This window comes from Rheinheimera riviphila, assembly GCF_004005945.1.
In the GTDB taxonomy this organism is placed as follows: domain Bacteria; phylum Pseudomonadota; class Gammaproteobacteria; order Enterobacterales; family Alteromonadaceae; genus Pararheinheimera; species Pararheinheimera riviphila.
This window is the reverse complement of sequence record NZ_SACS01000001.1, coordinates 444856-467236: the sequence shown is the minus strand read 5'-3', so window position 1 is coordinate 467236 and position 22381 is coordinate 444856. Positions and strand designations below refer to the sequence as shown.

The following is a 22381-nucleotide window of genomic DNA, read 5'->3' as shown; positions in this document are numbered from 1 at the left end:
ATCATTCTATGGTCTCTGTTCTCAAAAGTACCTTTGCCTTGTCCCGACTGAGTTTGCTGCTATATACCCTGCTGATTTACCTGCTGCGTTTGCCGATGCTGCTATTTTTTTTATGGCGCAGTAAAGCCGATCCGGCTTATCGCCAGCGTTTTGCCGAGCGTTTTGCCTGGCAACAAGTACCGGCAACGGCAGTCGGTGGCATTGTAGTGCACGCGGTATCGATGGGCGAAGTGGTGGCGGCGACCCCATTAATTGAAAAGTTATTGCTGCAATATCCGGATTTACCGATCACCGTGACTTGCACCACGCCAACCGGCTCGGCGCGCATTCAGGCGGCTTTTGGCGCGAGAGTCCATCACTGTTATTTACCTTTTGATACCCCTGGTGCGAACCGGCGTTTTTTGCGCAAATTCGTGCCGCAGCTGATCCTACTGCTGGAAACCGAACTTTGGCCCAACCTCGTCCGGCAGGCTCATGCGCAACATGTGCCGGTGGTGTTGGTGAATGCGCGGTTGTCGGCAAAGTCAGCGCGGGGTTACCGGCGTTTTGGCGCTTTAGTGCAACCGATGTTGCGGCAGCTGTCACAGATTTTGACGCAGGATGACGCCAGCCGGCGGCGTTTTTTGGCGCTAATTGGCGCTTCTTCCCAGACGCTGATCCCAGGCACCTCAAGAGCGAAAATTCAACACACCGGTAATCTGAAATTTGAGATGACACAAAGCGTCGATTTGACACAACGAGCTGCAGCGCTCAACAGCCAGTGGGGCGCGCGGCCAGTGTGGGTCGCTGGCAGCACCCATGCCGGTGAAGATGAAATTTTGTTGCAGGCTTTTGCTCAAGTACTGATCCAGCAACCTGATACTTTGCTGATTTTAGTGCCACGCCACCCGGACAGGTTTGCTGTGGTCAGTAAATTGGTGGCAGATGCCGGATTGTCGCAGGCGCAGCGTAGTTTAGAACAGCCCGTCACAGCGCAGACGCAAGTGCTGCTTGGCGATACCATGGGCGAGCTGATGCTGTGGTATCAGTTGGCAGATGTCGTTTTTATTGGTGGTTCGCTGATTGAACGGGGCGGCCATAATCCACTGGAGCCGATGAGTCTGGCCAAGCCAATTCAATCCGGCCCGCATGTGTTCAATTTTGCGAAGGTTTTTCAGTGGCTGAGTCAGCGTCAGGCGGTGGTGTTTGCGGATTCTGCGGAAACACTAGCCCAAAGCACCATCGACTTGTTGCAGGCGCCAGCGCAGCGCCAATTATTAGCCGAACGTGGATTCGCGCTGTATCAACAACATGGCGGCGCGACCACGCGCATCCTGCAACAACTGCTGCAACTACTACCGAGCGAAGGTGATATTCGCCGGGTAAAACGCGATGATGCGAATGAAATCTGGTACGACCCGGTGTTGGTGGAAGCGGGCGGTTTTAGCAAACCGAGCCAATCGTTTTTCGACCCACACAGTTGGCTGCAGTTTGATGCGGTGATTGGTCAATCGACCGGCCGCAACACCGTCTGGTTTGTGCAGGCGAAACAACAACGCTGGGTACTGCGACATTATTATCGCGGTGGCCTGATTGGCAAACTGAACAAAGACCGGTTCCTGAAAGTACCGGTGCCACAAAGCCGGGCTATGGCCGAGTTTCAGCTGCTACAGCAAATGCATCAGTTGGGGTTGCCGGTGCCAAGACCAGTCGCAGCGCTGTTTTCAACCCAAAAAATCAGCTATCGCGCCGACATTTTGCTGGAGCTGGTCGACGGTAGTTTGGATCTGTCGAAGTTACTGCGTCAGCAGGCATTAACACCAGCACAATGGCAACAAATCGGCGTGATGATCCGCCGCTTTCATGATGCGCAAATTTATCATTCGGATTTAAATTGCCACAATATTTTGCTTGATCCACTAGGCAAGTTCTGGCTGATTGATTTTGATAAATGCGCGCAGCAAGAAGGTGATATCTGGAAAGAGCAGACGTTGGCCCGGTTACAGCGTTCATTGAATAAAGAGGCTGGTTTAGCGGCGGACAATGGCCAAAGCTGGTTTGTGACTACGGCTGAATGGCAACTGTTAAAACAAGGCTATAGCGAATAGTCGGCATCAATAAAAATCGGTTTTTAGTAAAACATCAGGGCGTCAATGACGCCCTGATGACTTGCTACTTATGCAGCTATCAATTATTGATATGACGTGGTGAGCGTCAGACCGCTGACTGCGGAGTAAGCACGAATACCGATATGGTAAGTCGCTGCCACCGGGTTGGTGAAGCTACAGCTTTCGGTGCTGCCGGTTTTGTAAGGACGGCAATCGTAAGTACTGGTGGTTGGGTTTGCGCCACGACGGACGTATAAGTCAGCGTCACCGGTTCCACCTGCGATGTTGATGGTCAGAGTGGTTTTACCGGCCGGTACCGCCAGGGTGTAATATTTCCACTGACTGGCAGCGACACTGATGTTGCTGGTGGTGCTGGTGACTGGCGTGGTGGTGGTGCCAGATGCTTTCACCACAGCCGCTGCTGCATCAACAATCCCGGTACCGCAGTTGGTGCAGGTCGCCGGGAAAGTGCGGGTGGTGGTTTTTAAGATTGACTCCACTTCATCCGGTGTTGCCGTTGGTTTTTTCTGCAGGATTAACGCAGCGACGCCCGCCACATGCGGTGCTGCCATTGAGGTACCCTGAGAATAGCCGTAGCTGTCTGAACCAGGCGTGGTGGTACCGGTATTGTAAGTCGACAATACACCATTCACGTCATTGGCCGAATTCATCGCGCCACCAGGCGCTGCCACGTCAATTGAAGTGCCGTAGTTCGAGTAATAAGCACGACCGCCACTGCGGTTCGTTGCCGCAACGTTGACCACACCACTACAGTTACCAGGGTTAAAGTTGTTGGCATTCGCGTTGTCATTGCCTGAAGCAACAACGATAACGGTGCCGCGGGAACGGGCTGAGTTGATCGCAGCTTGAGTTGTTGAATCACAGGCACCAGAACCACCCAGACTCATATTGATCACTTTTGCCGGATTGGCGTTGGCCGGAACACCAGAGACGGTACCGCCGGAAGCCCAGATAATACCGTCAGCGATATCTGAAGTGTAACCACCACATTTGCCTAACACCCGTACCGGAACGACTTTGGAGTCATAAGCCACGCCAGCGACACCCAAATTGTTATTGGTGCGGGCGGCAATAGTGCCGGCAACGTGGGTGCCGTGCCAGCTGGAGTCTTGCGCTTGGGTCGGTTGACCATCACCACAAGCGCCAACGGCAACCCAGTCACCCGGATCTTGTGGGTTGTTGTCACGTCCATTGCTATCATTGCCAATGAAGGTGTCGGAAATCATGTCATAACCAGGCAGGATATTGGCGTTTAAGTCGGTATGTGGACGGTAACCGGTATCCAGAACGGCAACGACTACACCGGTGCCAGTGGCATTGTCCCAGGCGGCTGGTGCGCGCAAACCACCGGTGCTTTCATAATAGTGCCATTGGCTGTTGTATTGCGTGTCATTTGGTGTAGCCATAATTTGTAACAGTCGATCTTCTTCGACAACTGCAACCTTTGGATCTTTGGCCAGGTTGGCTTGCATTTCTTTGGTTTCTTTGGCTGACAAACGACGATCTGCACGCACCACGTGACGACCACCGACCGCCATTGGTCGAATATATTGCAATTCAACGCCGGCTAAAGCAGAAAGTTCTTGCGTGGCATGGGCTCGGAAATTCATCACACTGGCAGCGCCGTCAGTATGGTCAGCAGACATCAGCTCAACGCCGACCATGCCCTGCTCTTTATAAACGACGATAAATTGGGTATTGGCTTCGTTGGAAGTGGTGGCACTGGCTTGCGTTAAACTTGGGATTTCTAATGCTGGTTGTTGCGTATTCGCCTGCGCCGCAACACAAAATACCGACAGCGTACAAAGGGCGATTTTGTGCAGTTTAGATGGAGTTTTAGACATTAATGTTCTCACTACATGTTGGTTATTTGCCTGGATTGGATCCTGCTATCTTTTTTAGTCTCTGCAGCAGGTTGGGCAATATTTCATCAATGTATGCGTGATGTAAAGCATGCTAAATTAACAAAAATTCATATAAGAGGGACGTTGTTTCACAAACAGTTAAACTTTATCGGATGGGGCGGTCGCCGCGAAGATCGGTGAATTGGATGGCAACGCCGATGGCGGCTGTGTTGTGTTACAAATAGTTACAGGTGTCAATTGCATGGTTATTGATATAAGTTATTCCAAAAAGTAATTAAAATTTATTTTGAAACTGCTCTTTTTGTCATTTTTAGCCCGAAAAAACCGCCGTTGTGAGCTTTTTCTGCGGTTGAATTGCCTTTGTCCGACCAGTCACCGACAATAGTGCTTTGCAAAAAAGTAGAGTGATGGGTCTTGAGTACAGAACAAAGTTGGGATGTGATTGTGATTGGCGCCGGTGCTGCCGGGTTATTTTGTGCCATTGAAGCGGCGAAGCGCGGCCGCAAAACGCTGGTACTCGATAACGGTAAGCGGATTGGCCGGAAAATTCTGATGTCTGGTGGTGGGCGTTGTAATTTCACCAATATCTATACCAGCCCGGCGAATTTTCTGTCGCAAAACAAACACTTCTGTAAATCTGCTTTAAGCCGTTATACGCAATGGGATTTTATCGCGCTGGTGCAGCAATACCAAATTCCATACCACGAAAAAACGCTGGGCCAGCTGTTTTGTGATGACAGCGCCAAAGATATTGTCGAGATGTTGCAGCAAGAGTGTGACAAAGCCGGGGTGAAAATTGCGCTGCAGCAAGATATTAGTGCCGTTGCATTCGCCGATGGTCATTATCAGTTGCAGACCAATGGCATTAGCCGAACTTGCGCCAGCCTGGTGATTGCCAGCGGTGGTCTTAGTCTGCCAAATTTAGGTGCAACGGCTTTTGGTTTTCAGCTGGCGGAGCAGTTTGGGCTGAACGTCTTGCCAATCCGCGCCGGTTTAGTGCCACTGACCTGGCAGCCGGATGATAAAGCCTTGTATGAAGAAATCAGCGGCGTGGCCTTGCCGGTGACTGCTGAAGCCAACGGTACGCTGTTTCCAGAAGATATGTTGTTCACCCATCGTGGTTTAAGCGGGCCGGCCATTTTGCAAATCTCGTCATTCTGGCTGCCAGGCGACGCGGTGACCGTGAATTTGTCGCCGCAGCAGAATGTGGCAGAATTTCTAGCAGAAATGCAGCAAAAACATCCGGATCAGGAACTAAAAACGGCGTTAACTCGCTTGTTGCCCAAGCGGTTAGTGGAAAAATTGCTGGAGCAGAATTTGTTCACCAATCAGCCGCTGAAAGCGCTGAACCCAAAAAGTCGCGAGCGGATCGCAGATTTGTTGCACCAGTTTGTATTTAAGCCAAACGGCACCGAAGGTTACCGCACCGCCGAGGTGACATTAGGCGGTGTCGACACCAATGAATTGTCGTCAAAAACCATGGAAGCAAAAAACCAACCCGGTTTGTATTTTATCGGCGAAGTGGTGGATGTAACCGGCTGGCTCGGTGGTTACAACTTCCAATGGGCCTGGAGTTCGGGTTGGGTGGCGGGGCAATATTGTTAAGTTAGGTTGTCTGCCGTTTTCTACTATACCCAAACAGCTAAAAAGTATAAGCGACCGCATCATAGACTCAAAGATTTGTCGTCGTCAGCGGGATTAAAGATATGTTATAGTATCACAAAATAATCCTGAGACTGTTGTTGTGAAGCTGAATTTCCCATGCGCGGTGTTAACCGCTTCGTTATTTTATCCGCTGATGGTAAACGCCAATTCTCTTGCGCAAACCGCCGACTTGCCTGTCGTTGCAACAGAAGGACAGGGCGAACCTATTGAGAAAATTAGTGTTTCATATCATCAAGCTTATCGTGGCAATGTGCCGGACAATGAATTGCCGCAGGCGATTCAGCTGATTGACAGAGAATTGCTACAAGATTTAGCGATCAGCCGGTTTCAGGACGCTTTGGATTTGTCCGCCAGTATTGCCAGACAAAACAATGGTGGTGGCTTGTGGGATAGCTTTTCGCTACGCGGTTTTCCGGGTAATGAAAATATGCCGTCGGGTTATCTCATCAACGGTTTTAGCGCTGGCCGTGGCTTTAGCGGTCATCGCGATGTATCTAACATTGCCTATGTGGAAATTTTAAAAGGCCCTGGCTCGGCTTTGTATGGCCGCTCTGAACCCGGCGGGACCATTAATATGGTCACCCGCAAACCACAATTTGCCAGTGAAGGTTATCTGAAACTCAGTAGTGGCAGTTTTTCGCAGCATCGGTTGGAGGGGGATTTTACCGACGCTGTAACCGACCAACTGGCGTTTAGGCTCAGTGGCGCGGTGCAGGATTATGGCAGTTTCCGTGACAAAGTCACCAGCGATAAACAGGTGCTGACGCCATCGCTACTCTGGCAAATTGATGCCGATAGCTCGTTGTTGTATGAATTTGAATATCTAGAACAAGATCAGCTATTTGACCGCGGTTTGGTGGTGCTCAATGGTGATTTTAACACGGTACCGCGTAGCCGTTATCTCGGCGAACCTGCTGATGGGCCTACCGAAATCAGTGCGCTTGGACATCAACTGACCTATCAAAAACAGTTGAATGCCGGATGGTCTTTTAACAGTGGGATGGCACTACGCACCTCCGATTTACAGGGGTTTTCCTCCGATGCGGAGCTCGCCCGTGCCCGTCAGTCGTTGTTTGATGATGGCAGCACATTGTCGCGGCAACGGCGTTATCGTGATTATCAGTCCGAGGATGTGATGCTGCGCTTTGAATTCAGCGGCACTGCCAACTTACTGGGCATCACCCACCAACTACTGCTGGGTGCAGACGGTTACGACTACCAGTTATTTACCCAATTGCAGCGTTATCGGGGTGCGAAAGGCAGTTATGCGCTGGACATTCATCAGCCGCAATATTGCGTGGCAACACCGGGCGCGTTAGCGGTGCTTTATGAAAACTCTGAACAGCAGCAGGCCTACGGCGTGTATTTACAGGATCAACTGGAATTATCGGCGGCTTGGCGGCTGATGCTTGGGCTGCGGTTTGATCAATATCAGCAAGAAATTCATGAACGGCTGAAAGACAGTCTGGCCAAAACTTCCGATCAGCAGCTGTCGCCTCGCATCGGCCTGGTGTATGTGCTGAACCCTGAATTGAGTATCTACAGCAGTTATTCTGAAGGCTTTTTGCCATTAAGCGGTACGGATTTTTATGGTGATGCTTTTGCGCCTGAGCAAAGCCAGTCGGCGGAACTTGGCCTGAAGTTCCAGCTCGCCGGGTTCAACGGCACTTTGGCGCTATTTGATGCGAAGAAGTCCAATATCCTCACTTCGGATCCTATCAATGAAGGCTTTTCCGCGCCACTGGGTAAAGCCAGAAGTCAGGGGCTGGAATTGGACGTACAAAGCATGCTGACCGACAGTTTACAGGCTATTTTATCGTACAGTTATCTGGATACCAGAACTGTAGTGGATGCAGTGAATCTGGATTGGGGTATTGTGGTACCAGCGGGGAGCCGGTTGGTGAATGTGCCCAAACATACCTTCAGCGCCACCTTGACGCAGCAACTGCAACTGGCTGATTATCCTGCGAAAATCGGAAGTCGCTTGCGTTACAGCAGTGCGCGGCTGGGTGATTCAGTGCAGCCGTCGTATCAGCTGCCTTCTTTTACCTTATGGTCGTTGTTTACGTCGGTCGAGCTGAACCAACACTGGCAATTGGAAGCGGTGCTCGACAATCTGTTTGACCGCCATTACATCCAAAGCTCTTATTCGGCCTTGTGGTCGGTGCCGGGTGAGCCGCGCAGTGTGCGTTTGAGTCTGAGATATGATTTCTAAGGGACATATTGAAATGACCGCTTCTTCTTGCCCTTCGCCGCTGACGACCCAACAGATGCCGGTTCGGCAACGCATCAACAGTATCGATATGCTGCGTGGTTTGGTGATGCTGATTATGTTGCTGGACCATGTGCGCGAGCGGGTGCTATTGCATCTGCAGGTCAGCGATCCAATGGACATCGCCAGCACCGAAGCTGGTTTGTTTTTCAGCCGGCTGGCGGCGCATTTGTGCGCGCCGGTGTTTATCTTTCTGACCGGGTTATCGGCCTGGTTGTATCAACATCAGTCGCCTGTGCCGCGGGATGTCCGGCAGTTTTTAATCAAACGCGGGCTGTTTTTAATTCTGCTGGAACTCACGCTGGTCAATTTCGCCTGGATGGGCGCTTACCATACCTTGTGGTTGCAGGTGATTTGGGTGATTGGCCTTTGTATGTTGGCGCTGGCGCTGTTGTCGGTGTTACCACGCACCCTACTGTGGTTGATTGCACTGACGTTACTGTTTGGACATAACCTGCTGACACCCATTAGTTTTTTACCCGGTGAGTGGGGTTATAGCCTCTGGACATTGCTGCATGATCGCAATTATCTGGTGAGCGAAGGGGCACTGAAAGTGAAAGTCAGTTATCCATTATTGCCCTGGATTGGGGTGATTGTGCTCGGTTATCTGACCGGGCCATTATTTAGCAAACTGACAGATCCACAACAACGGCAGCGTATATTGTTGCGTGCTGGTGTTGCGGCATTGTTGTTATTTGTCCTGCTGCGTGGCTTCAATCTTTATGGTGAAACCCTGCCGTGGCAGGCGCAACCAACGCTGGTATTGACGGTGATGGATATATTCAATGTGACCAAATATCCACCTTCGTTGAATTTCCTGCTGCTGACGCTGGGCCTGATGTGTTTGCTATTATGCTGGTTTGAGCGACCAATGCCTGCTGTGGTACGTCGGGTGTTCGCGGATTTTGGCGCGGCGCCGATGTTTTTCTACTTGCTACATCTATACGTGTTGTTGCTGATTTATCAGCTGTTGTTGTGGCAATTTGGGGCTAATCACGGGTCTTTATATGGCGTGCCCGATATTCGTTGGGTGTGGCTGATGTCGCTGATGCTTGCGCTACTGTTGTATCCGCCGACCCGCTGGTTCGCCGCTTTTAAAAAACGCAGCAGCTGGCGCTGGATCCGATATTTCTGATATCCGGGTTTGTCAGTTTTGAACACCAGACGGATAACTGTAAAGTAGGGTTTGCGCATATAGTACAGTCAAGGGCTGGTGGTCGTTGCAGTTGCAGGAAGTGGACTATAGTTAATCTTCCACTTACCGGAGGTGATGCGATGGCCACAGTTTCAGAAAATGCACTCAGATTGATCCGTTCTCATGCGATTGATGCATATCAGGCGGATCAGTTTTACCAACAAGGATTGTCCTGTTTTGGCTCTGATCAACTGTTTGCACAGTGGTTAACCAGCAGCAATGCCTACACCATGGGGCAAGCGCCGATCAACGCCTTGTCAGCGGAAAATGGGATCCAGTACTTAACGGATCTGATGTATCGGATGCAGGGCGATAATTATCAGCCTTAAACCGACATCGGATCCCGAAACCACGGTTGTTCATTACCGCGATTATTTCAAGATACTGCAATAAAAAAGGGCTGCAAATGCAGCCCTTGGTATGCTTGTTGTTTGCTGCGAAGCTAATCAGGCATACATCCGGTCAAACATATTCAGCAAAGCCGGTGTTTTTTCAATTTTAACCGGGCTTAAGTGCAGACGGTTGGTGATATCACGGACAGAAATGATGCCGCGGATCTGGTGGCTATCGCGGTCAATCACCACACAATAAGCTTCACCTTTTTGCTGCAGCGTATGCAGCACATCACCGACTGTACAGTGCTGAATTTGTTGATATGACAATGCCATCACAGCTTCACGTGGTCGCATTAAATCGGCAACCCGCAGATCTTTTGCTTTCACATCTTTGCTGACATGTTGCATCAGGTACTGACTGGTGAAGTGGTCGTTACTCAGTACACCAACCATTTCCTGCTGGCGGTCGACCACCAGTTTTAACCAGCTATGCTCCTGGCGCATCATGTCATCTGCTTCCACCGCATTGGTGTCGGCATCGAGTAACATTGGATTGCTGGTACGAAAATCGGTGAAAATACTTAAAGCCGGCGACGTCAAAGTCGCGTCCTGAAACTCAGCTGGCTGAACTAAATGGTCAACTTGATCAAGGGTATAAACAGTTAATTTTCTCATAATAACCTCAATAGCAATGACTCAGGAGGCAGTCACTGCAAATAATCTAATCACTGAATAGGTGCGAGCCTATGTGCCCAACACGACAATTTAAAAAAATCTAAATCAGGTGAATAATTAGCTGAGGCTTGGTGGAGCGCGAGGTTGTGCCAGTAATCTGGCTGAAGAATGTAGTGCAGGTAATGCGGCTGAGAGCAGGGTGACACCTGGGCTGCTGACAGTGACAACATCTGGAGTTAGAACCGCGCCGTCATCCGGCGTGTCTGAGTGAGATGCAAACTGGCTTGGTAAATGTTTCGCCAGTGGCATGATAGCGTTTTGAAAGGATAACCCGCTCCCAACCAAATCTACCCGGCTCTGCGTGACCGCTTTGACAGGCGGCGACAGCAGAATGCTGAGGTAAAGAAGGATTATCGAGAAGTTTAACCAACGCATCATTGTCGATCCTGTTCGTGGCGGTACAACACTGCCATGGACTGACTATAGCAGCGGCATATTTCAAAATGCAAGAGGCAAAACGAGGCAGGAAAATCGATTAAGATGAGAGGGAGGGCAGCAATACTTGCGGACGTTTTCGACAAATTCTATCTGAACCCTGTCAAACATAGGCTTAAATTGCTGCCAATTGTATTGATTTAAATCAATTTCATAGCAAATTTCAAAAAAGTCACCAGTAACAGCAAGCAGCCGGTTCCGGCAACATAAAGCAACAAAAACCACTGCCAGTTGCTCAATTTGGCGCTGGAAATTTGTTTAAATTTGCGACCAATGACGGAAATTTGTCCGACCAGTTGCAAGTTTTTTGAGGGATCCGGCTGCGGATTTAGCCATTGTTTCGTGAGCTGATGGAAAATCTGGTTGATCATTTAATACCCCTGCTCATAATCTTCAACTTTACCGGCAAAAATCCGGTAACCCCAGAGGGTATAGGCCAAGATCAGCGGCACAAAGATTAAAACCCCCGGCAACATAAACCATAAACTGGCATCAGGCGCCACTGCCTGCATGTAGCTCAGCTGGCCCGGTAATAATGCTGGAAACAGGCTGACCAATAACCCCATAAACGCCAGTACAAACAAACTGACCGCCAGCCAAAATGGTCGATCTTCATGTTTTTCAACCACATCCCGCGCCTGATGATAGCTTTTGCGCACCCGTCCTAAATCACGGTACAACAAACGAGCCGCCATTAACGCCAATAATGGCAGCGGTAACAGAGCTAAAGCATGCCAGCCGCCGAACCAGCGTAACCAGATTTGTTCACTGCCAAGCGCCGTCCATAAACTGACCACCGCCATCGCCAGCATCACCACCCACACCAGCGCCCGGCCGCGTTGCGCGGCCTTATGCTGAATGGCGCCGCGGCTTTTCATCACCAGATAAGCGCAAGCCAGCAAAGCATAACCCGCGACCACCGCCAGTCCAGTCAGCAATGTGAAAGGCGTCAGCAATACCAGGCTGGACTGACTGATACTATCGGCCGGTACACCCTGCACCAAAGCACCTAACATCAGCCCCTGACAAAAGGCCGCCAAGGTTGAACCCAAGGAAAAAGCTCGGCTCCACCATTTTTTTGAGGTGTTTGATTTAAAACGATATTCAAAAGCCACACCACGAAAAATCAGGCCAATCAGCATCAGCATAATCGGCAAGTACAGCGTCGACAGCAGCAGCGCATACGCGGCCGGAAAAGCACCGAATAAAATCACTCCGCCAAACACTAACCAGGTTTCATTGCCATCCCACACATGTGCGACAGATCGCATTAGATGGTCGTGCTCGGCGTCTGAATTAAACCAGGGGTACAAAATGCCGATGCCTAAATCGAAGCCATCGAGCAACACGTACATCAAAATGGCAAAGCCAAGCAGCAGGAAGTAAAACAGTGCGAGATCCATCAGATTTTTCCTTCTTGTGAAGTGTTGCTCTGTGCCTGCGGCGTGTCAGCAGCCAGCGCTTTGGTAAACGACACCGCATAACCCGAGGCTTTGACGCCAATTTGCAGCTGTTGTAATTCGTCGAGGCTCGGTGGGCCTTTTTTAATCAGCTTGCGGAAAAAATACAGGTAGACGCCAAACAACAGGCTGTAGGTGATCACAAACAAACTCAGCGACAGCAACACCCGCTCTGGCGGCAGCGGTGAGACTACATCCATGGTGCGTACCAATCCTTGTACCAACCAGGGTTGACGGCCGACTTCCACCACATACCAACCAGCCAGCACTGCAATCACGCCACTTGGCGCCATAAAACTGCACAAAGTTAAAAACCAACGGCTTTGATACAGCGTGCCGCGCCAGCGCAGCCATAATCCGGCGACTGCGATGAAGATCATCAGCACGCCCAGGCCGACCATGATGCGAAAGGAAAAGAACACCAGCGGCACATTCGGCCGGTCGGCTTTAGGCACCGATTTCAGCCCAGGCAGTTCACCATGCCAGTCATGGGTCAGGATCAAACTGGCCAGGCCTGGTATTTTCACTTCGAAGTGGTTGGTTTCATTTTTTGGATCCGGAATGGCGAACAGCAGCAGCGGCACATTGGCTTCACGTTCGGCCCAAATACCCTCCATTGCCGCCAGTTTGATTGGCTGATGTTCTTTCACATTCAGACCGTGAAAATCACCAACCACCGCTTGCAACGGTGCCAACACCAGCGCCAGCCATAAAGTGAGCGACAAACTTTTCCGGGCAAACGCCTGATGCTGTTGGCGGCGTAAATACCAGGCGCTGGTCGCCATCACCACAAAAGTGGCGGTTAAAAAAGTCGCCAGCAGCATATGGGTTAAGCGGTAGGGCATAGATGGGTTAAAAATCACTTCCAGCCAGCTGGCTACTTCAAACTTGCCATCGACGATGACGTGACCTGCTGGGGTGTGCATCCAGCTGTTGGCGGCGATGATCCAAAAGGCTGAGATCCAGGTGCCAAGGGCTACGGTGCAGCTGGCAAAAAAGTGTAGTTTGGCGCTGACCCGTTGCCAACCGAATAACATTACACCCAGAAAACCGGCTTCGAGGAAAAACGCCGTCAGCACTTCGTAGGCCATCAAAGGCCCAAGCACCGCGCCGGTTAGTTCAGAGAATTTCGAAAAGTTGGTACCAAATTCATAACTGAGCACAATACCCGACACCACGCCCATCCCAAAAGTGATGGCAAAAGGTTTGATCCAGAATTTGGCCAATTGCAGATATAACGGGTTGCCGGTTTTCAGCCATAAACCTTCCCACAGCGCAATCAGCGTGGCCAGGCCAATGGTGATGGATGGAAAAATGATGTGAAAGCTGACGGTAAAGGCAAACTGGATCCGCGATAAAATGGCGGAGAGCTGGACACTGTCAAAATCCATTAATGGTTCCTCCCGCTGCTACTGACCCTTTGTAGCCATAATGGCAACCGGCTTAAACCAACACCTGATGCCAACAGCAGCAATACCGTCATTAACTCCAGCAACAACAATGAGATATCCATGAAACACACTCCGGTTAATTACAGTTCAGTTTGCAGTGTTTTGCAGTCTGCGATTAACCGCTGAAATGCCAGAATCAGGCCATCACCAAATAAACTGCAGATGTTTGATCTATATCAATATTTTTTGCAGCAGTTGCGGTGGGTGTGAACTTCGTTTACGCTTCGCGGCTTAAGCATCTGTACACATTGTTGACAGGAGTAATATGGATCAGCAACTGGTTTTTGGCCTGACAATGGCCGTCACCGGATTTTGTGCGCTCTGGACCGCCATCTGGTTGTGGTGGCACGCCAGGTTTCAGCCGGTGTTATCGCCACTGGCCGGTTTTTGTCTGATGCTGACTTTATGGAGCGCTGGCCATCTGGCACTGCTGGTTGATTTTCGGGTGCTTGGTAAAGCGCTGGTGCTGTCAAATCCGCTGATGCCGGCGTTTTATTTACATTTTGCACTGCAATTTGTGGTGACCACCCAGAGTAAAAACTGGTTATTGCAGCTGAAAAAACTATCACCGATGCTATTTTTCGGCGCGCTGATTGTCACGTTAATCAGCTGGTCTAACCCATCGGCCTCGCTGACGAGCGTCGGGCAATTACCACAATTTTTTGTATTCGAGCGTTGGGGTTGGTTGAATCTGGCCTGCACTGTGCTGCTCGGCATCGTGGCGCACTTGGTGTTATGGCAAGGTTTTTTGCAGCACCATGGTAATAAGCGCCGTTCGATTGCCGCCATCGCCATGACCGCTGGTTTAGGTTTGTTATTGGCGACCAGCTTTGTGTTTCCATCATTTTCACTGAACTGGTTTCCGTACCCGATGTTGTTATTGCCGGGTTATGTGGTGCTGCTGGTGTACAGCGTGGTGCGGTATCAGATGCTGGCGGTGAACGCATTTGCCAGCCGAGCCTTGTTGGTACTTGCAATGGGGTTGTTGTTGCTGCTGCTGATGGGGCTGATCAGTGTCGTCTTCGGGCAGCTTGGCATGCCGGCGTTAACCGCAGTGCCGGGCTGGCAATTATGGTTATATTCCAGTCTGTTACTGCTGCTGGCCGCTGCCAGTTACCGTCCGGTCAGCCGTTTGGCTGAACGGCTGATCTACCCCGGTGTACAACTCAGTGAACAGATGGTCAGCCACTGGCTTAGTGATTTGCAACAAGCACAGGATTGGCAGCAACTGGCACATACGGCCAGCCAGTTGATTAGTAAACCGCTAAAACAGCCATTGTTAGTGGAAATTCATAGTGATGGCGTGTTGCTGGCGACTTCGGCCGTGCTGGCTACGCAAACTGCGACGGGTCCCACAGCTGACGCTATCACTACTGCGGCCAATGACCGGGCGCCGCAGTTTGTGTTTTGTTGTCGTGAACAGCAACAACAATGGCAGTTTTCGTTGCAGGGGCAGGCTGATTTACCACCGGGTCTTCGTCTGTTGACTGAAGTTTTTGGTTCCTTACTGGTCAGCAGTTGTACCAATTTGCATCGGGCACTAGCGCTGGCGTCCGCAGAAAAACAACGGCTTAGCCAGCAACATCTGGTAGAACTTGGCGCTTTAGCGGCGGCGATGGCGCATGAATTACGTAATCCACTGAATATTATTTCGATGGCGTCCGCTGGTGTCGACGCCGAACTGCGCGGCCATATTCAAAGCCAGCTGAAACGTGCCGACCGGCTGATTGCCGATATGTTGGTGTACGCCGGTCGTTTACATTTACAGCTTCAAGCTATTGATTTACATACCTTGTTGCAAAGCTTAAGCAGCCAGTTTGACTGGCAGCAGGTCAAAATTGAGCTGCAGGTTCCAGCCGGATTGCAGCTGAACGCCGATCCACACCGCTTGCAGCAAGTGTTTATTAATCTGCTCGATAACGCGCTGGCCTTTGTTCGCAATCAGCCGGATGGCGCGGTGTTGATTAGCGCGGAATTAACCGGTTCAGAGGTCGTGATCCGGCTGCACAATAACGGCCCAGCCTTGGACGACGCGTTAACTCAAACCTTATTCCGGCCCTTTGTCAGTAAAAGAGCCGGAGGCAGCGGTTTGGGTCTGGCGATAGTGCAGCGGATCATCGACGCCCATCAGGGGCAAATTCGCCATCGCACTGATTTAGGCTGGCCGGTCAGTTTTGAAATACGTTTGCCACAGCTGACGGATGCAACAAACAACACCCGATTACAGGAAACACAGCAATGAGTCTGGAAAGATTTGAAGTGGCCAGAATTCTGCTGGTCGATGATGAGCCGGCATTCCGGTTATTGGCAGAGCGGTTTTTAACCCAGCAAGGTTATCAGGTCAGCAGCGCCGCTGATTTAACTCAGGCGCGGCAGTTATTGGCAAAAACGCCGTTTGATTTATTGCTGCTCGATTTGTCGTTACCGCCGTTGTTTGACCCTGCGGCAACCTTAACCGCTTTGCCCGAACTAAACGCGCAACCGGTGATTATTCTGACCGGCCATGCCGATCGTGAACTGGCGTTGCAGGCGATTTCGCTGGGTGCCTGGGACTTTATCGCCAAGCCGGTGGACCCGGATTTGTTGGCGGTGGTGGTGAAACGCGCCATCAGCAAGCATCAGCTGGAACTGGAATTAACCAAGTTAAAACGCCAGAGCAGTACACCCGGTGCTTTGCAGACGTTGGTTGGTGTTTCGCGGCAAATGGATACTATTCGCACCTTAATTCAGCGCATAGCCCCGACTGAAGTGCGGGTGCTGGTGACCGGGCCTTCCGGTACCGGTAAAGAAGTGATTTCACGGGCGTTACATCAACTAAGCTTGCGCGCCAATGGGCCTTTTGTGTCGGTGCATTGTGGCGCCATTCCGGCCGATTTATTGGAAAGCGAGTTATTTGGCTATATGAAAGGCGCTTTTACCGGTGCGGACAAAGACCGGCAAGGGCTGCTGGCGATGGCCAATGGCGGCACATTGTTTTTGGATGAAATCGGCGAAATGCCGCTACCCATGCAGGTAAAAATGCTGCGGGTATTGCAGGAAGGTACTTATTATCCGGTTGGCGGCCGCGAGCAAAAACGGATTGACGTGCGCCTCGTCAGCGCTACCAATGCGGTGTTGCCGGATCTAGTCGCGCAAGGCAAATTTCGCGAAGATCTCTATTACCGGATCAAAGGCATCACGCTGGAAACGCCGGCGCTGGATGATCGCCGTGAAGATATTCCGTTGTTGATTCAGCATTTTTTACAGCAGTTGGCGCAAGCCCAGCCCAAAGGTGGCGCCGCAAATCAGTCGTTAACATTGGCAGTACCAGCGCTGCAGTGGTTTTTACAACGCAGCTGGCCCGGCAATGTGCGCGAGCTGAAAAACACCCTGGAAAGTGTGGTGGCGATTTCGCAACATGGTGTGGTGCAGTTATCTGATATTGAATTGCTGCATATGGATGCCGGAATGCCTGCTCAAAGTAACCAACTGCCTGGTGCTGCTGGCGGTTCACCATTGTCAGCGGCGGCAGGTGCCGAGCTTGCCACGGGCTTGTCGCTGGATGAACAAGTGCGAAATCTGGAAATCAGTTTATTAATGAGTGCCTTACAGCAGAGTCAAGGCAACCGCAGTCAGGCCGCCCGCGCTTTAGGTTTATCCCGCCAGGGATTGCTGAAGAAAATTGAGCGGTATGGTTTGCTGGATATCGGACAGCAGTCAGATTAACCCAACTGCAGCAGGCTAAGGCGTGGTGGTATTGTCGGCTGAGGTTATTTTCGCCACCGGCTGCGCCACTGCCCTGGCTGCCTGATTAATTGCTTTGCGAAATGACACCCGTGGCATCAATAGTGCTTCCGGGTTTTGCGTACCAAAGGTGTAGTCAAACGGAAAATGTTTGCGTTTGAGGTGCGGGCCGAACTTGCCGGTGGCAAATTGTCCCTGATGGCAACTGATGCAATTGCTGGTGGAATCCGGACCTTCAATAAATGGATTTGAGTTCCAGCTGATGTTGTGGCCCTTGTTGCTGAAATCTTTAAAAGCCCCTGACAACGTTGCAAATAATGGCCGACCGTCTGCCCCGATGCCCGGTGTTGGATCCAGTTCCAGTTCATGTACCGTGATGCCCATGATGTAATTCCGATAAGCGCCTTTGATATAATCCGGCCGGTCTTGGCCAAACCCTGATCCGGGTTCCGGTTGCCAGGTAAACGAGATCCACACCCAATCTTTGAGCTCTTTGGTCACGATATGAAAACCTTTTAACACATACGTTTTCTGTGTGTCCGGTGTGTGCAGCATATACGCATTTTTTTGATTTAACTGATAAACGCCTGCATCCAGCCAATCCGAGCTCAGCTTCAGGACATTGGTCATGCCTGTTTCACTCAGGTCTTTGATCATCGCTTCGTAATAAGGCCCGTCCGGTCCGGTTTTATTGGCTTCGCCCCAAGCCAGCTTCATCATCACGGCATGTGGTGGAAATTCCGGAATACAATTCGAATGTGATGTTTGCGTCTGCGGCAGGGTATCCATCAGTTCATTGGTGACCACCGGACAGCTGGCAATTTTGCGAAAGTTCTGCAGGATATGCAGTGCATAATCGAGGTTATAAGCCGCTGGCGAAAATTGCTGAAAACCACCGGATAACGGTGCCGGGTCAAAATCCGGTGCTTTGCTGCGTTGAAGTGTTCTGACGAGCTGACGCGCTGCATTCTGACTCAGACCGTTTTCGGTCAGTTCATCGGTTGGCTTGACCTGCTGCAGCAAACGTTCAATTTCATCTTTGGAATACCAGGTCTGCCAGACTGAAGCGAAATCATGCAGGATGGTAAAACCAAAGCCTTGTTGTTGCTGCGCCGGCCCCATAATCTGCCAGCCGATTTGCCAGCCGAGCTGTCGTCTGCGCTGAAAGTCTGCGGCCAGTTTCAGTTGATCAAGTTCTCCAACGCCATGATAAATTTCAGGTTGTATTTTCACCAACGGCAGTGTTTTGGATACGGTTGCAGTCGCACTGAGCACCGGCGATGACAGGAACATGCACCACAGGAAAGCCAGGCCTTGTGTTAATTTCACGATCAACTCCTCACCATGCCTGCTGCTTCAGCCGTGCATTTTTTGCTGGATTTTTTTCTGCAGCGAACTGGCCCAGCCAAAATCAGCATCGCTGGCAATTAACTGCTCGGTGAGGGCGCTGGCTTTGCCAAATTCATTAAAATGTAAATAACAGTGCGCCAGCCAGTACATGGCATCCTGCTGGCCCCATGCCGGCCAGGCTGCCGCAGTATTTTTGGAGCGCTGAAACAGGCTGACCGCTTTTTCAAACAGGGCCATGGCTTTTTTCTTACTGCCGCCGACCAGCCTGGGTTTGTGTAAATACGATAAACCCTGGATCAGGCAGGTGCGTGGATTGTTGGCATCGGCTTCCAGTGCGTGTTTATAAAGGCTATCGGACATCAGACCGGCTCTGGCTTTGGCAATCGGATCCTGGGTGGCTGCAGCCAGATGGCCGTAACTGCTGGCGACCAGGGTGTAAAACTCGGCACTTTGTTGATCAGAGCCATGGGCTTGCTTCAGGATTTCTGTCGCCGCTTTGGCATGCTCTTTTGCATCTTCACCCAGCTGGCAGCAAATCAGCAGGGCGTAAGCAATATAATAACTACGCCAGCATTCATCTTCAGCGGCAAACGACTGCGCCTTTAACGCCGCAATCGCAGCATGCACAGCGGTTACATCCCGTGTCACTTTCGCCTGCCATAGTTGTGCTTCCAGTGCTAAAAAATAGTCCGCATCCAACATCGTCAAATTCCTTGTGGTGGTTCTGTTAGTTCTTACGAATGGCGTTGCATATTTGCATGCGTAGCGTCATCAGCGCCGCCGGAAAACCGCCTATCACCGCGATGGTCAGTGTCGCCAGTGCGCAGTACCAAAGCCCGCTGGCGGTCACAGCAAACGGGAACACAATTTCGCTCAGACTGGCATGATTCATTACCACCGCTTTGACCTGACTAAACAGCAACAAGGCACTCAGCACCCCCGTTAACGCTCCGCTGATACTCAGCAGAACGGCCAGAGAGAATACGCTGAGTGACAATAAAACCGCCGGATAACCAATAGCCCTTAATACGGCAGTTTCTCTCCGGCGTGCTTCCATCATGGTGTGCATACTTTGCAGGGCTGAAAAACCGGTTGCCAGCAGCAAAATGGCGATGCTGGGGATGGCGATAATGTCAGTAAAACCAGTCATTTCATCGATCTGACGGGCATAATAATCACGTTGGCTGCGGGCGCGGACACTGGTGTTGTCACTGTTTTGGTTTAGCTGCGTCACCAGCGCCTGAGCCGCCGCTGCATCTGGAGCGCCAAGCCGGATTGAGTTAAAAATGCCGGGTCTGTTGTAAGCATCCTGCAGCAGTTGTACATCACCCCATACTTCGGATTCAGCCACCTTTTCATCAGACGAGAACACCCCAACCACAGTCCATTCCAGGCTGCCAAGGGCAATTTTTTGATCCAATTGCAACCAGGGGTTACGCGCCGCCAACGCCTTACCGACCAGCAACTCGCGTTTACCCTGTTGAAACATTCGTCCGGACAGCACTGCGATATTACGTTGCTGATCAAGGGCGATGGGGCCAACACCCCTTACTGCGACAATGTTTGCCTGACCATCGGCGCTGATACCAGCTCTGATATTGGTAAATAATTCAGCTGAAACGCTGATGTGTGAACCAAAGTCGGCTTTGATCGCAGTGCGTAGGCTGTCCAGTTGGGTAGTATTAAAAGAACTAATCACTTCGCTGTCAGAACCATTACCAAGCACAATCACCACAGTGTCAGAACCCGCGGCTTGCAGCATTCCGGCAAGTCCGGAGCGCAAGGACGAAAACACCAGAATAATCAATGCCAGGCAAGCCGAGCACAGGAGTATAGACAGCACTTCATACTTGCGGCTGGCGGAACTTTGCAGATCCAGCCACAGACATTTCCAGAACATATGCATGTTACACCGCCGACTTCAGATGGATGGCCAGATCTTTTCGCAAAACCTGGAGCAGTGGAAAAAACGCACCCGCCATGCCAAGCGATACTGCAACGGCCGCGATTTGCAAAATATCGCCGGTCCGAAGTTCGATATCGGCAAAGGGGCCATCCGTTAGCAATGCTTGCAACGACCACGCAGTGACCCCGGTCACGACAACTGCAATGGTCATCGCGGCACAGACAATCAGAATATTTTCTGCCAGTAATAACGCTGCAATTTTTAACCGGGAAAAACCAATAGCGCTGAATATCGCCAGCTCGCGTTTACGCTCGACGACCGACTGCGCCATCGAGCTTGAGGTCAACAAAAATACCACCAGAATGGCAATGGCCAGTACCAGCTTGGTCATCAATGCTAAATCGCCGAGCTGACGGCGGAACGATTCGGCAAATGAGCTTTCTTTTGAGGTGAAAGTCGGGGTTTTGCTGTTTTCAAATAATGCATCAATGGTATTCATTGCCGTCACGGTATCCACCCCATCGGCAACGCGGGTGACAAAAAAGCTCGAAAGTCCACGACCAAATAAGCGGTTTTGATCAAGAAACTTATGCTTTAGCAGCAAAGCTTCCGGTTCGGTGCCGGCTTCTGGCGTATATTCGCCGGCGACAATAAAGGTCCAGTCATTGGAGAAATTTTTACGGGTCCAGATGGATGTGGTCAGGGTAATTTTATCGCCGGGTCGCCAGTTAAATCGCGCCGCCAATTGTGGGGTGATTAACACCGCTCTTGGGTCTTGTAACCACACTTGCTCGGCTTCGGCAGACAGTTGAATGTCCGGAAAAACTTTAAAGTAGCTATCCAAATCAACAGCATATTGCGAAAAAACCTGATCAGGCTTTTGAAAATAACCGCCAAACCAGGTGACAAAAGTTACGGCTGTTGTGTGCGGTAGTTCGCGGATACGAGCGACCGAAGACTCGTTTAACGGCTGGACAATCGACTGACGGTTAATGGTGACCACCCGCTGTTTTTCATCCAGTTCGTATTCAACGTCGTACGCGTTGTCGATCCCGATAATAATGCTGAAACCGACAAAGGCCAGACACATCGGCAACACTGTTAATACCAGCCGCAGCGGCCGGCGCAGCAGATTTCGGGTCACCAGAAACCACAACGTCATTTAGCGAACTCCCGCGGCTTTAAAAGTGCCGTCCGGCAGTGGTTGCCCGGCCAGCCGCAATTTGCCTTTGTCCAGTACGACCTGACGGTCGGTCGCTGCTGCGGCTTCCATATCGTGGGTCACCATAATGATGGTTTTGTTAAATTCGCTTTTGAGGGTGTTCAGTAATTCCAGAATCGACTGTGCGGATTTACGATCAAGATCGCCGGTGGGTTCGTCGCACAACATCAGTTTGGGTGCACTGACAAAAGCACGGGCGATGGCGACCCGTTGTTCCTGACCACCCGACAATTCCGCCGGTTTGTGACCCGCCCGTTCCGCCAATCCCACCAATTCCAATGCCGCTGAAACCCTGGATGCCCGTTCTTTTGTCGAAAGTGAGGTTAATAGCAGGGGTAATTCGACATTTTGAGCGGCAGTCAGAAACGGCAACAAATTGCTGAATTGAAACACAAAACCAACGTTCTGCGCCCGCCAGGCTGATGATTCCCGATCGTTGCCGCGGATTTGTGGTTGTCCGCCAATCAACACGCTGCCGCTGTCCTGCACATCCAGACCGCCAATAATATTCAGCAGCGTGGTTTTACCGGATCCCGAGGGGCCGGTCAGCGCAATAAATTCACCCTGGTCGACATTCAGGCTGACATCGTCCAGCGCGGTGATCAGGGTTTGTCCTTTTTGATAATGCTTAGCCAACTGATTGATTTGTAAAAACATGA

The 22381-nt window shown here is 51.0% G+C and carries 19 protein-coding genes; 7 read left to right on the top strand and 12 right to left on the bottom strand.

Annotation, left to right across the window (positions count from 1 at the left end; translation table 11 throughout):
• The first annotated feature begins 8 nt into the window (after positions 1–8).
• Positions 9–2087 (top strand): lipid IV(A) 3-deoxy-D-manno-octulosonic acid transferase, encoded by a 2079-nt coding sequence (waaA, locus tag EOE67_RS01980; RefSeq protein ID WP_127697358.1) that lies wholly within the window; start codon positions 9–11, stop codon positions 2085–2087.
• 83 nt (positions 2088–2170) lie between these two features.
• Here the strand turns inward: waaA and EOE67_RS01975 are convergent, their stop codons facing one another.
• Positions 2171–3952 carry a S8 family peptidase gene (locus EOE67_RS01975; protein WP_127697357.1) on the bottom strand — a complete coding sequence of 594 codons (1782 nt, stop codon included), beginning with the start codon at positions 3950–3952 and terminating at the stop codon, positions 2171–2173.
• 435 nt (positions 3953–4387) lie between these two features.
• Here EOE67_RS01975 and EOE67_RS01970 point away from each other — a divergent pair, with 435 nt between their 5' ends.
• The 4 genes from EOE67_RS01970 (at position 4388) to EOE67_RS01955 (ending at position 9434) form a co-directional block, all read left to right on the top strand.
• Positions 4388–5578, top strand: a complete 1191-nt coding sequence (locus EOE67_RS01970) for a BaiN/RdsA family NAD(P)/FAD-dependent oxidoreductase (protein WP_127697356.1) — start codon at positions 4388–4390, stop codon at positions 5576–5578.
• Between the two features lie 139 nt (positions 5579–5717).
• Complete coding sequence (locus EOE67_RS01965; protein WP_240652674.1) at positions 5718–7853, top strand: TonB-dependent siderophore receptor; 2136 nt, start codon at positions 5718–5720, stop codon at positions 7851–7853.
• A gap of 13 nt (positions 7854–7866) precedes the next feature.
• Complete coding sequence (locus EOE67_RS01960; RefSeq protein WP_127697355.1) at positions 7867–9045, top strand: acetyltransferase domain-containing protein; 1179 nt, start codon at positions 7867–7869, stop codon at positions 9043–9045.
• Between the two features lie 140 nt (positions 9046–9185).
• Positions 9186–9434, top strand: a complete 249-nt coding sequence (locus EOE67_RS01955) for an antitoxin Xre/MbcA/ParS toxin-binding domain-containing protein (protein ID WP_068067914.1) — start codon at positions 9186–9188, stop codon at positions 9432–9434.
• 117 nt (positions 9435–9551) lie between these two features.
• Here EOE67_RS01955 and EOE67_RS01950 read toward each other — a convergent pair whose 3' ends face one another.
• From EOE67_RS01950 to EOE67_RS20945, 6 genes are all read right to left on the bottom strand, one after another.
• Positions 9552–10115 (bottom strand): CBS domain-containing protein, encoded by a 564-nt coding sequence (locus EOE67_RS01950; protein WP_127697354.1) that lies wholly within the window; start codon positions 10113–10115, stop codon positions 9552–9554.
• Between the two features lie 117 nt (positions 10116–10232).
• Entirely contained in the window at positions 10233–10553 is a 321-nt protein-coding gene (locus EOE67_RS01945) for a hypothetical protein (protein WP_127697353.1), read from the bottom strand.
• Positions 10554–10750: 197 nt separating this feature from the next.
• A complete protein-coding gene (locus EOE67_RS01940; protein ID WP_127697352.1) occupies positions 10751–10981 on the bottom strand; it encodes a hypothetical protein in 231 nt (76 codons plus the stop codon).
• Positions 10982–12013 (bottom strand): cytochrome d ubiquinol oxidase subunit II, encoded by a 1032-nt coding sequence (gene cydB, locus EOE67_RS01935; RefSeq protein WP_127697351.1) that lies wholly within the window; start codon positions 12011–12013, stop codon positions 10982–10984.
• Positions 12013–13461, bottom strand: coding sequence for a cytochrome ubiquinol oxidase subunit I (locus EOE67_RS01930; protein WP_127697350.1), 1449 nt, complete (start codon positions 13459–13461; stop codon positions 12013–12015). Before EOE67_RS01930 ends, cydB begins: the two co-directional genes overlap by 1 nt.
• Positions 13461–13583 carry a hypothetical protein gene (locus EOE67_RS20945; protein WP_276317428.1) on the bottom strand — a complete coding sequence of 41 codons (123 nt, stop codon included), beginning with the start codon at positions 13581–13583 and terminating at the stop codon, positions 13461–13463. The genes EOE67_RS01930 and EOE67_RS20945 overlap by 1 nt, the downstream gene beginning before the upstream one ends.
• 203 nt (positions 13584–13786) lie before the next feature.
• Here EOE67_RS20945 and EOE67_RS01925 point away from each other — a divergent pair, with 203 nt between their 5' ends.
• Both EOE67_RS01925 and EOE67_RS01920 read left to right on the top strand, forming a co-directional pair.
• Positions 13787–15763 (top strand): sensor histidine kinase, encoded by a 1977-nt coding sequence (locus tag EOE67_RS01925; protein ID WP_164852191.1) that lies wholly within the window; start codon positions 13787–13789, stop codon positions 15761–15763.
• On the top strand, positions 15760–17226 hold the full coding sequence (locus tag EOE67_RS01920; protein ID WP_127697349.1) for a sigma-54-dependent transcriptional regulator: 1467 nt from the start codon (positions 15760–15762) through the stop codon (positions 17224–17226). Before EOE67_RS01925 ends, EOE67_RS01920 begins: the two co-directional genes overlap by 4 nt.
• A 15-nt stretch (positions 17227–17241) precedes the next feature.
• On the opposite strand, the gene EOE67_RS01915 is transcribed toward EOE67_RS01920, so the two are convergent.
• Genes EOE67_RS01915 through EOE67_RS01895 form a run of 5 tightly spaced genes read right to left on the bottom strand, consistent with a single transcriptional unit; the run spans position 17242 to position 22379 of the window.
• Positions 17242–18573: a hypothetical protein gene (locus EOE67_RS01915; protein ID WP_127697348.1), complete on the bottom strand. Its 1332-nt coding sequence runs from the start codon at positions 18571–18573 to the stop codon at positions 17242–17244.
• Positions 18574–18600: 27 nt separating this feature from the next.
• Entirely contained in the window at positions 18601–19296 is a 696-nt protein-coding gene (locus EOE67_RS01910; protein ID WP_127697347.1) for a tetratricopeptide repeat protein, read from the bottom strand.
• A 25-nt stretch (positions 19297–19321) separates the two neighbouring features.
• The gene (locus EOE67_RS01905) at positions 19322–20500 is read right to left on the bottom strand and encodes an ABC transporter permease (protein WP_127697346.1); all 1179 of its coding nucleotides are present in this window, start codon (positions 20498–20500) and stop codon (positions 19322–19324) included.
• A gap of 1 nt (position 20501) precedes the next feature.
• Positions 20502–21662: an ABC transporter permease gene (locus EOE67_RS01900; RefSeq protein WP_127697345.1), complete on the bottom strand. Its 1161-nt coding sequence runs from the start codon at positions 21660–21662 to the stop codon at positions 20502–20504.
• A complete protein-coding gene (locus EOE67_RS01895) occupies positions 21663–22379 on the bottom strand; it encodes an ABC transporter ATP-binding protein (RefSeq protein ID WP_127697344.1) in 717 nt (238 codons plus the stop codon).
• Positions 22380–22381: the final 2 nt, after the last annotated feature.

Coding starts and splice junctions, on each gene's coding strand:
- waaA (WP_127697358.1), top strand. CDS start 9: ATGGTCTCTGTTCTCAAAAGTACCTTTGCCTTGTCCCGACTGAGTTTG.
- EOE67_RS01975 (WP_127697357.1), bottom strand. CDS start 3,952: ATGTCTAAAACTCCATCTAAACTGCACAAAATCGCCCTTTGTACGCTG.
- EOE67_RS01960 (WP_127697355.1), top strand. CDS start 7,867: ATGACCGCTTCTTCTTGCCCTTCGCCGCTGACGACCCAACAGATGCCG.
- EOE67_RS01955 (WP_068067914.1), top strand. CDS start 9,186: ATGGCCACAGTTTCAGAAAATGCACTCAGATTGATCCGTTCTCATGCG.
- EOE67_RS01950 (WP_127697354.1), bottom strand. CDS start 10,115: ATGAGAAAATTAACTGTTTATACCCTTGATCAAGTTGACCATTTAGTT.
- EOE67_RS01945 (WP_127697353.1), bottom strand. CDS start 10,553: ATGATGCGTTGGTTAAACTTCTCGATAATCCTTCTTTACCTCAGCATT.
- EOE67_RS01940 (WP_127697352.1), bottom strand. CDS start 10,981: ATGATCAACCAGATTTTCCATCAGCTCACGAAACAATGGCTAAATCCG.
- cydB (WP_127697351.1), bottom strand. CDS start 12,013: ATGGATCTCGCACTGTTTTACTTCCTGCTGCTTGGCTTTGCCATTTTG.
- EOE67_RS01930 (WP_127697350.1), bottom strand. CDS start 13,461: ATGGATTTTGACAGTGTCCAGCTCTCCGCCATTTTATCGCGGATCCAG.
- EOE67_RS20945 (WP_276317428.1), bottom strand. CDS start 13,583: ATGGATATCTCATTGTTGTTGCTGGAGTTAATGACGGTATTGCTGCTG.
- EOE67_RS01925 (WP_164852191.1), top strand. CDS start 13,787: ATGGATCAGCAACTGGTTTTTGGCCTGACAATGGCCGTCACCGGATTT.
- EOE67_RS01920 (WP_127697349.1), top strand. CDS start 15,760: ATGAGTCTGGAAAGATTTGAAGTGGCCAGAATTCTGCTGGTCGATGAT.
- EOE67_RS01910 (WP_127697347.1), bottom strand. CDS start 19,296: ATGTTGGATGCGGACTATTTTTTAGCACTGGAAGCACAACTATGGCAG.
- EOE67_RS01905 (WP_127697346.1), bottom strand. CDS start 20,500: ATGCATATGTTCTGGAAATGTCTGTGGCTGGATCTGCAAAGTTCCGCC.
- EOE67_RS01900 (WP_127697345.1), bottom strand. CDS start 21,662: ATGACGTTGTGGTTTCTGGTGACCCGAAATCTGCTGCGCCGGCCGCTG.
- EOE67_RS01895 (WP_127697344.1), bottom strand. CDS start 22,379: ATGTTTTTACAAATCAATCAGTTGGCTAAGCATTATCAAAAAGGACAA.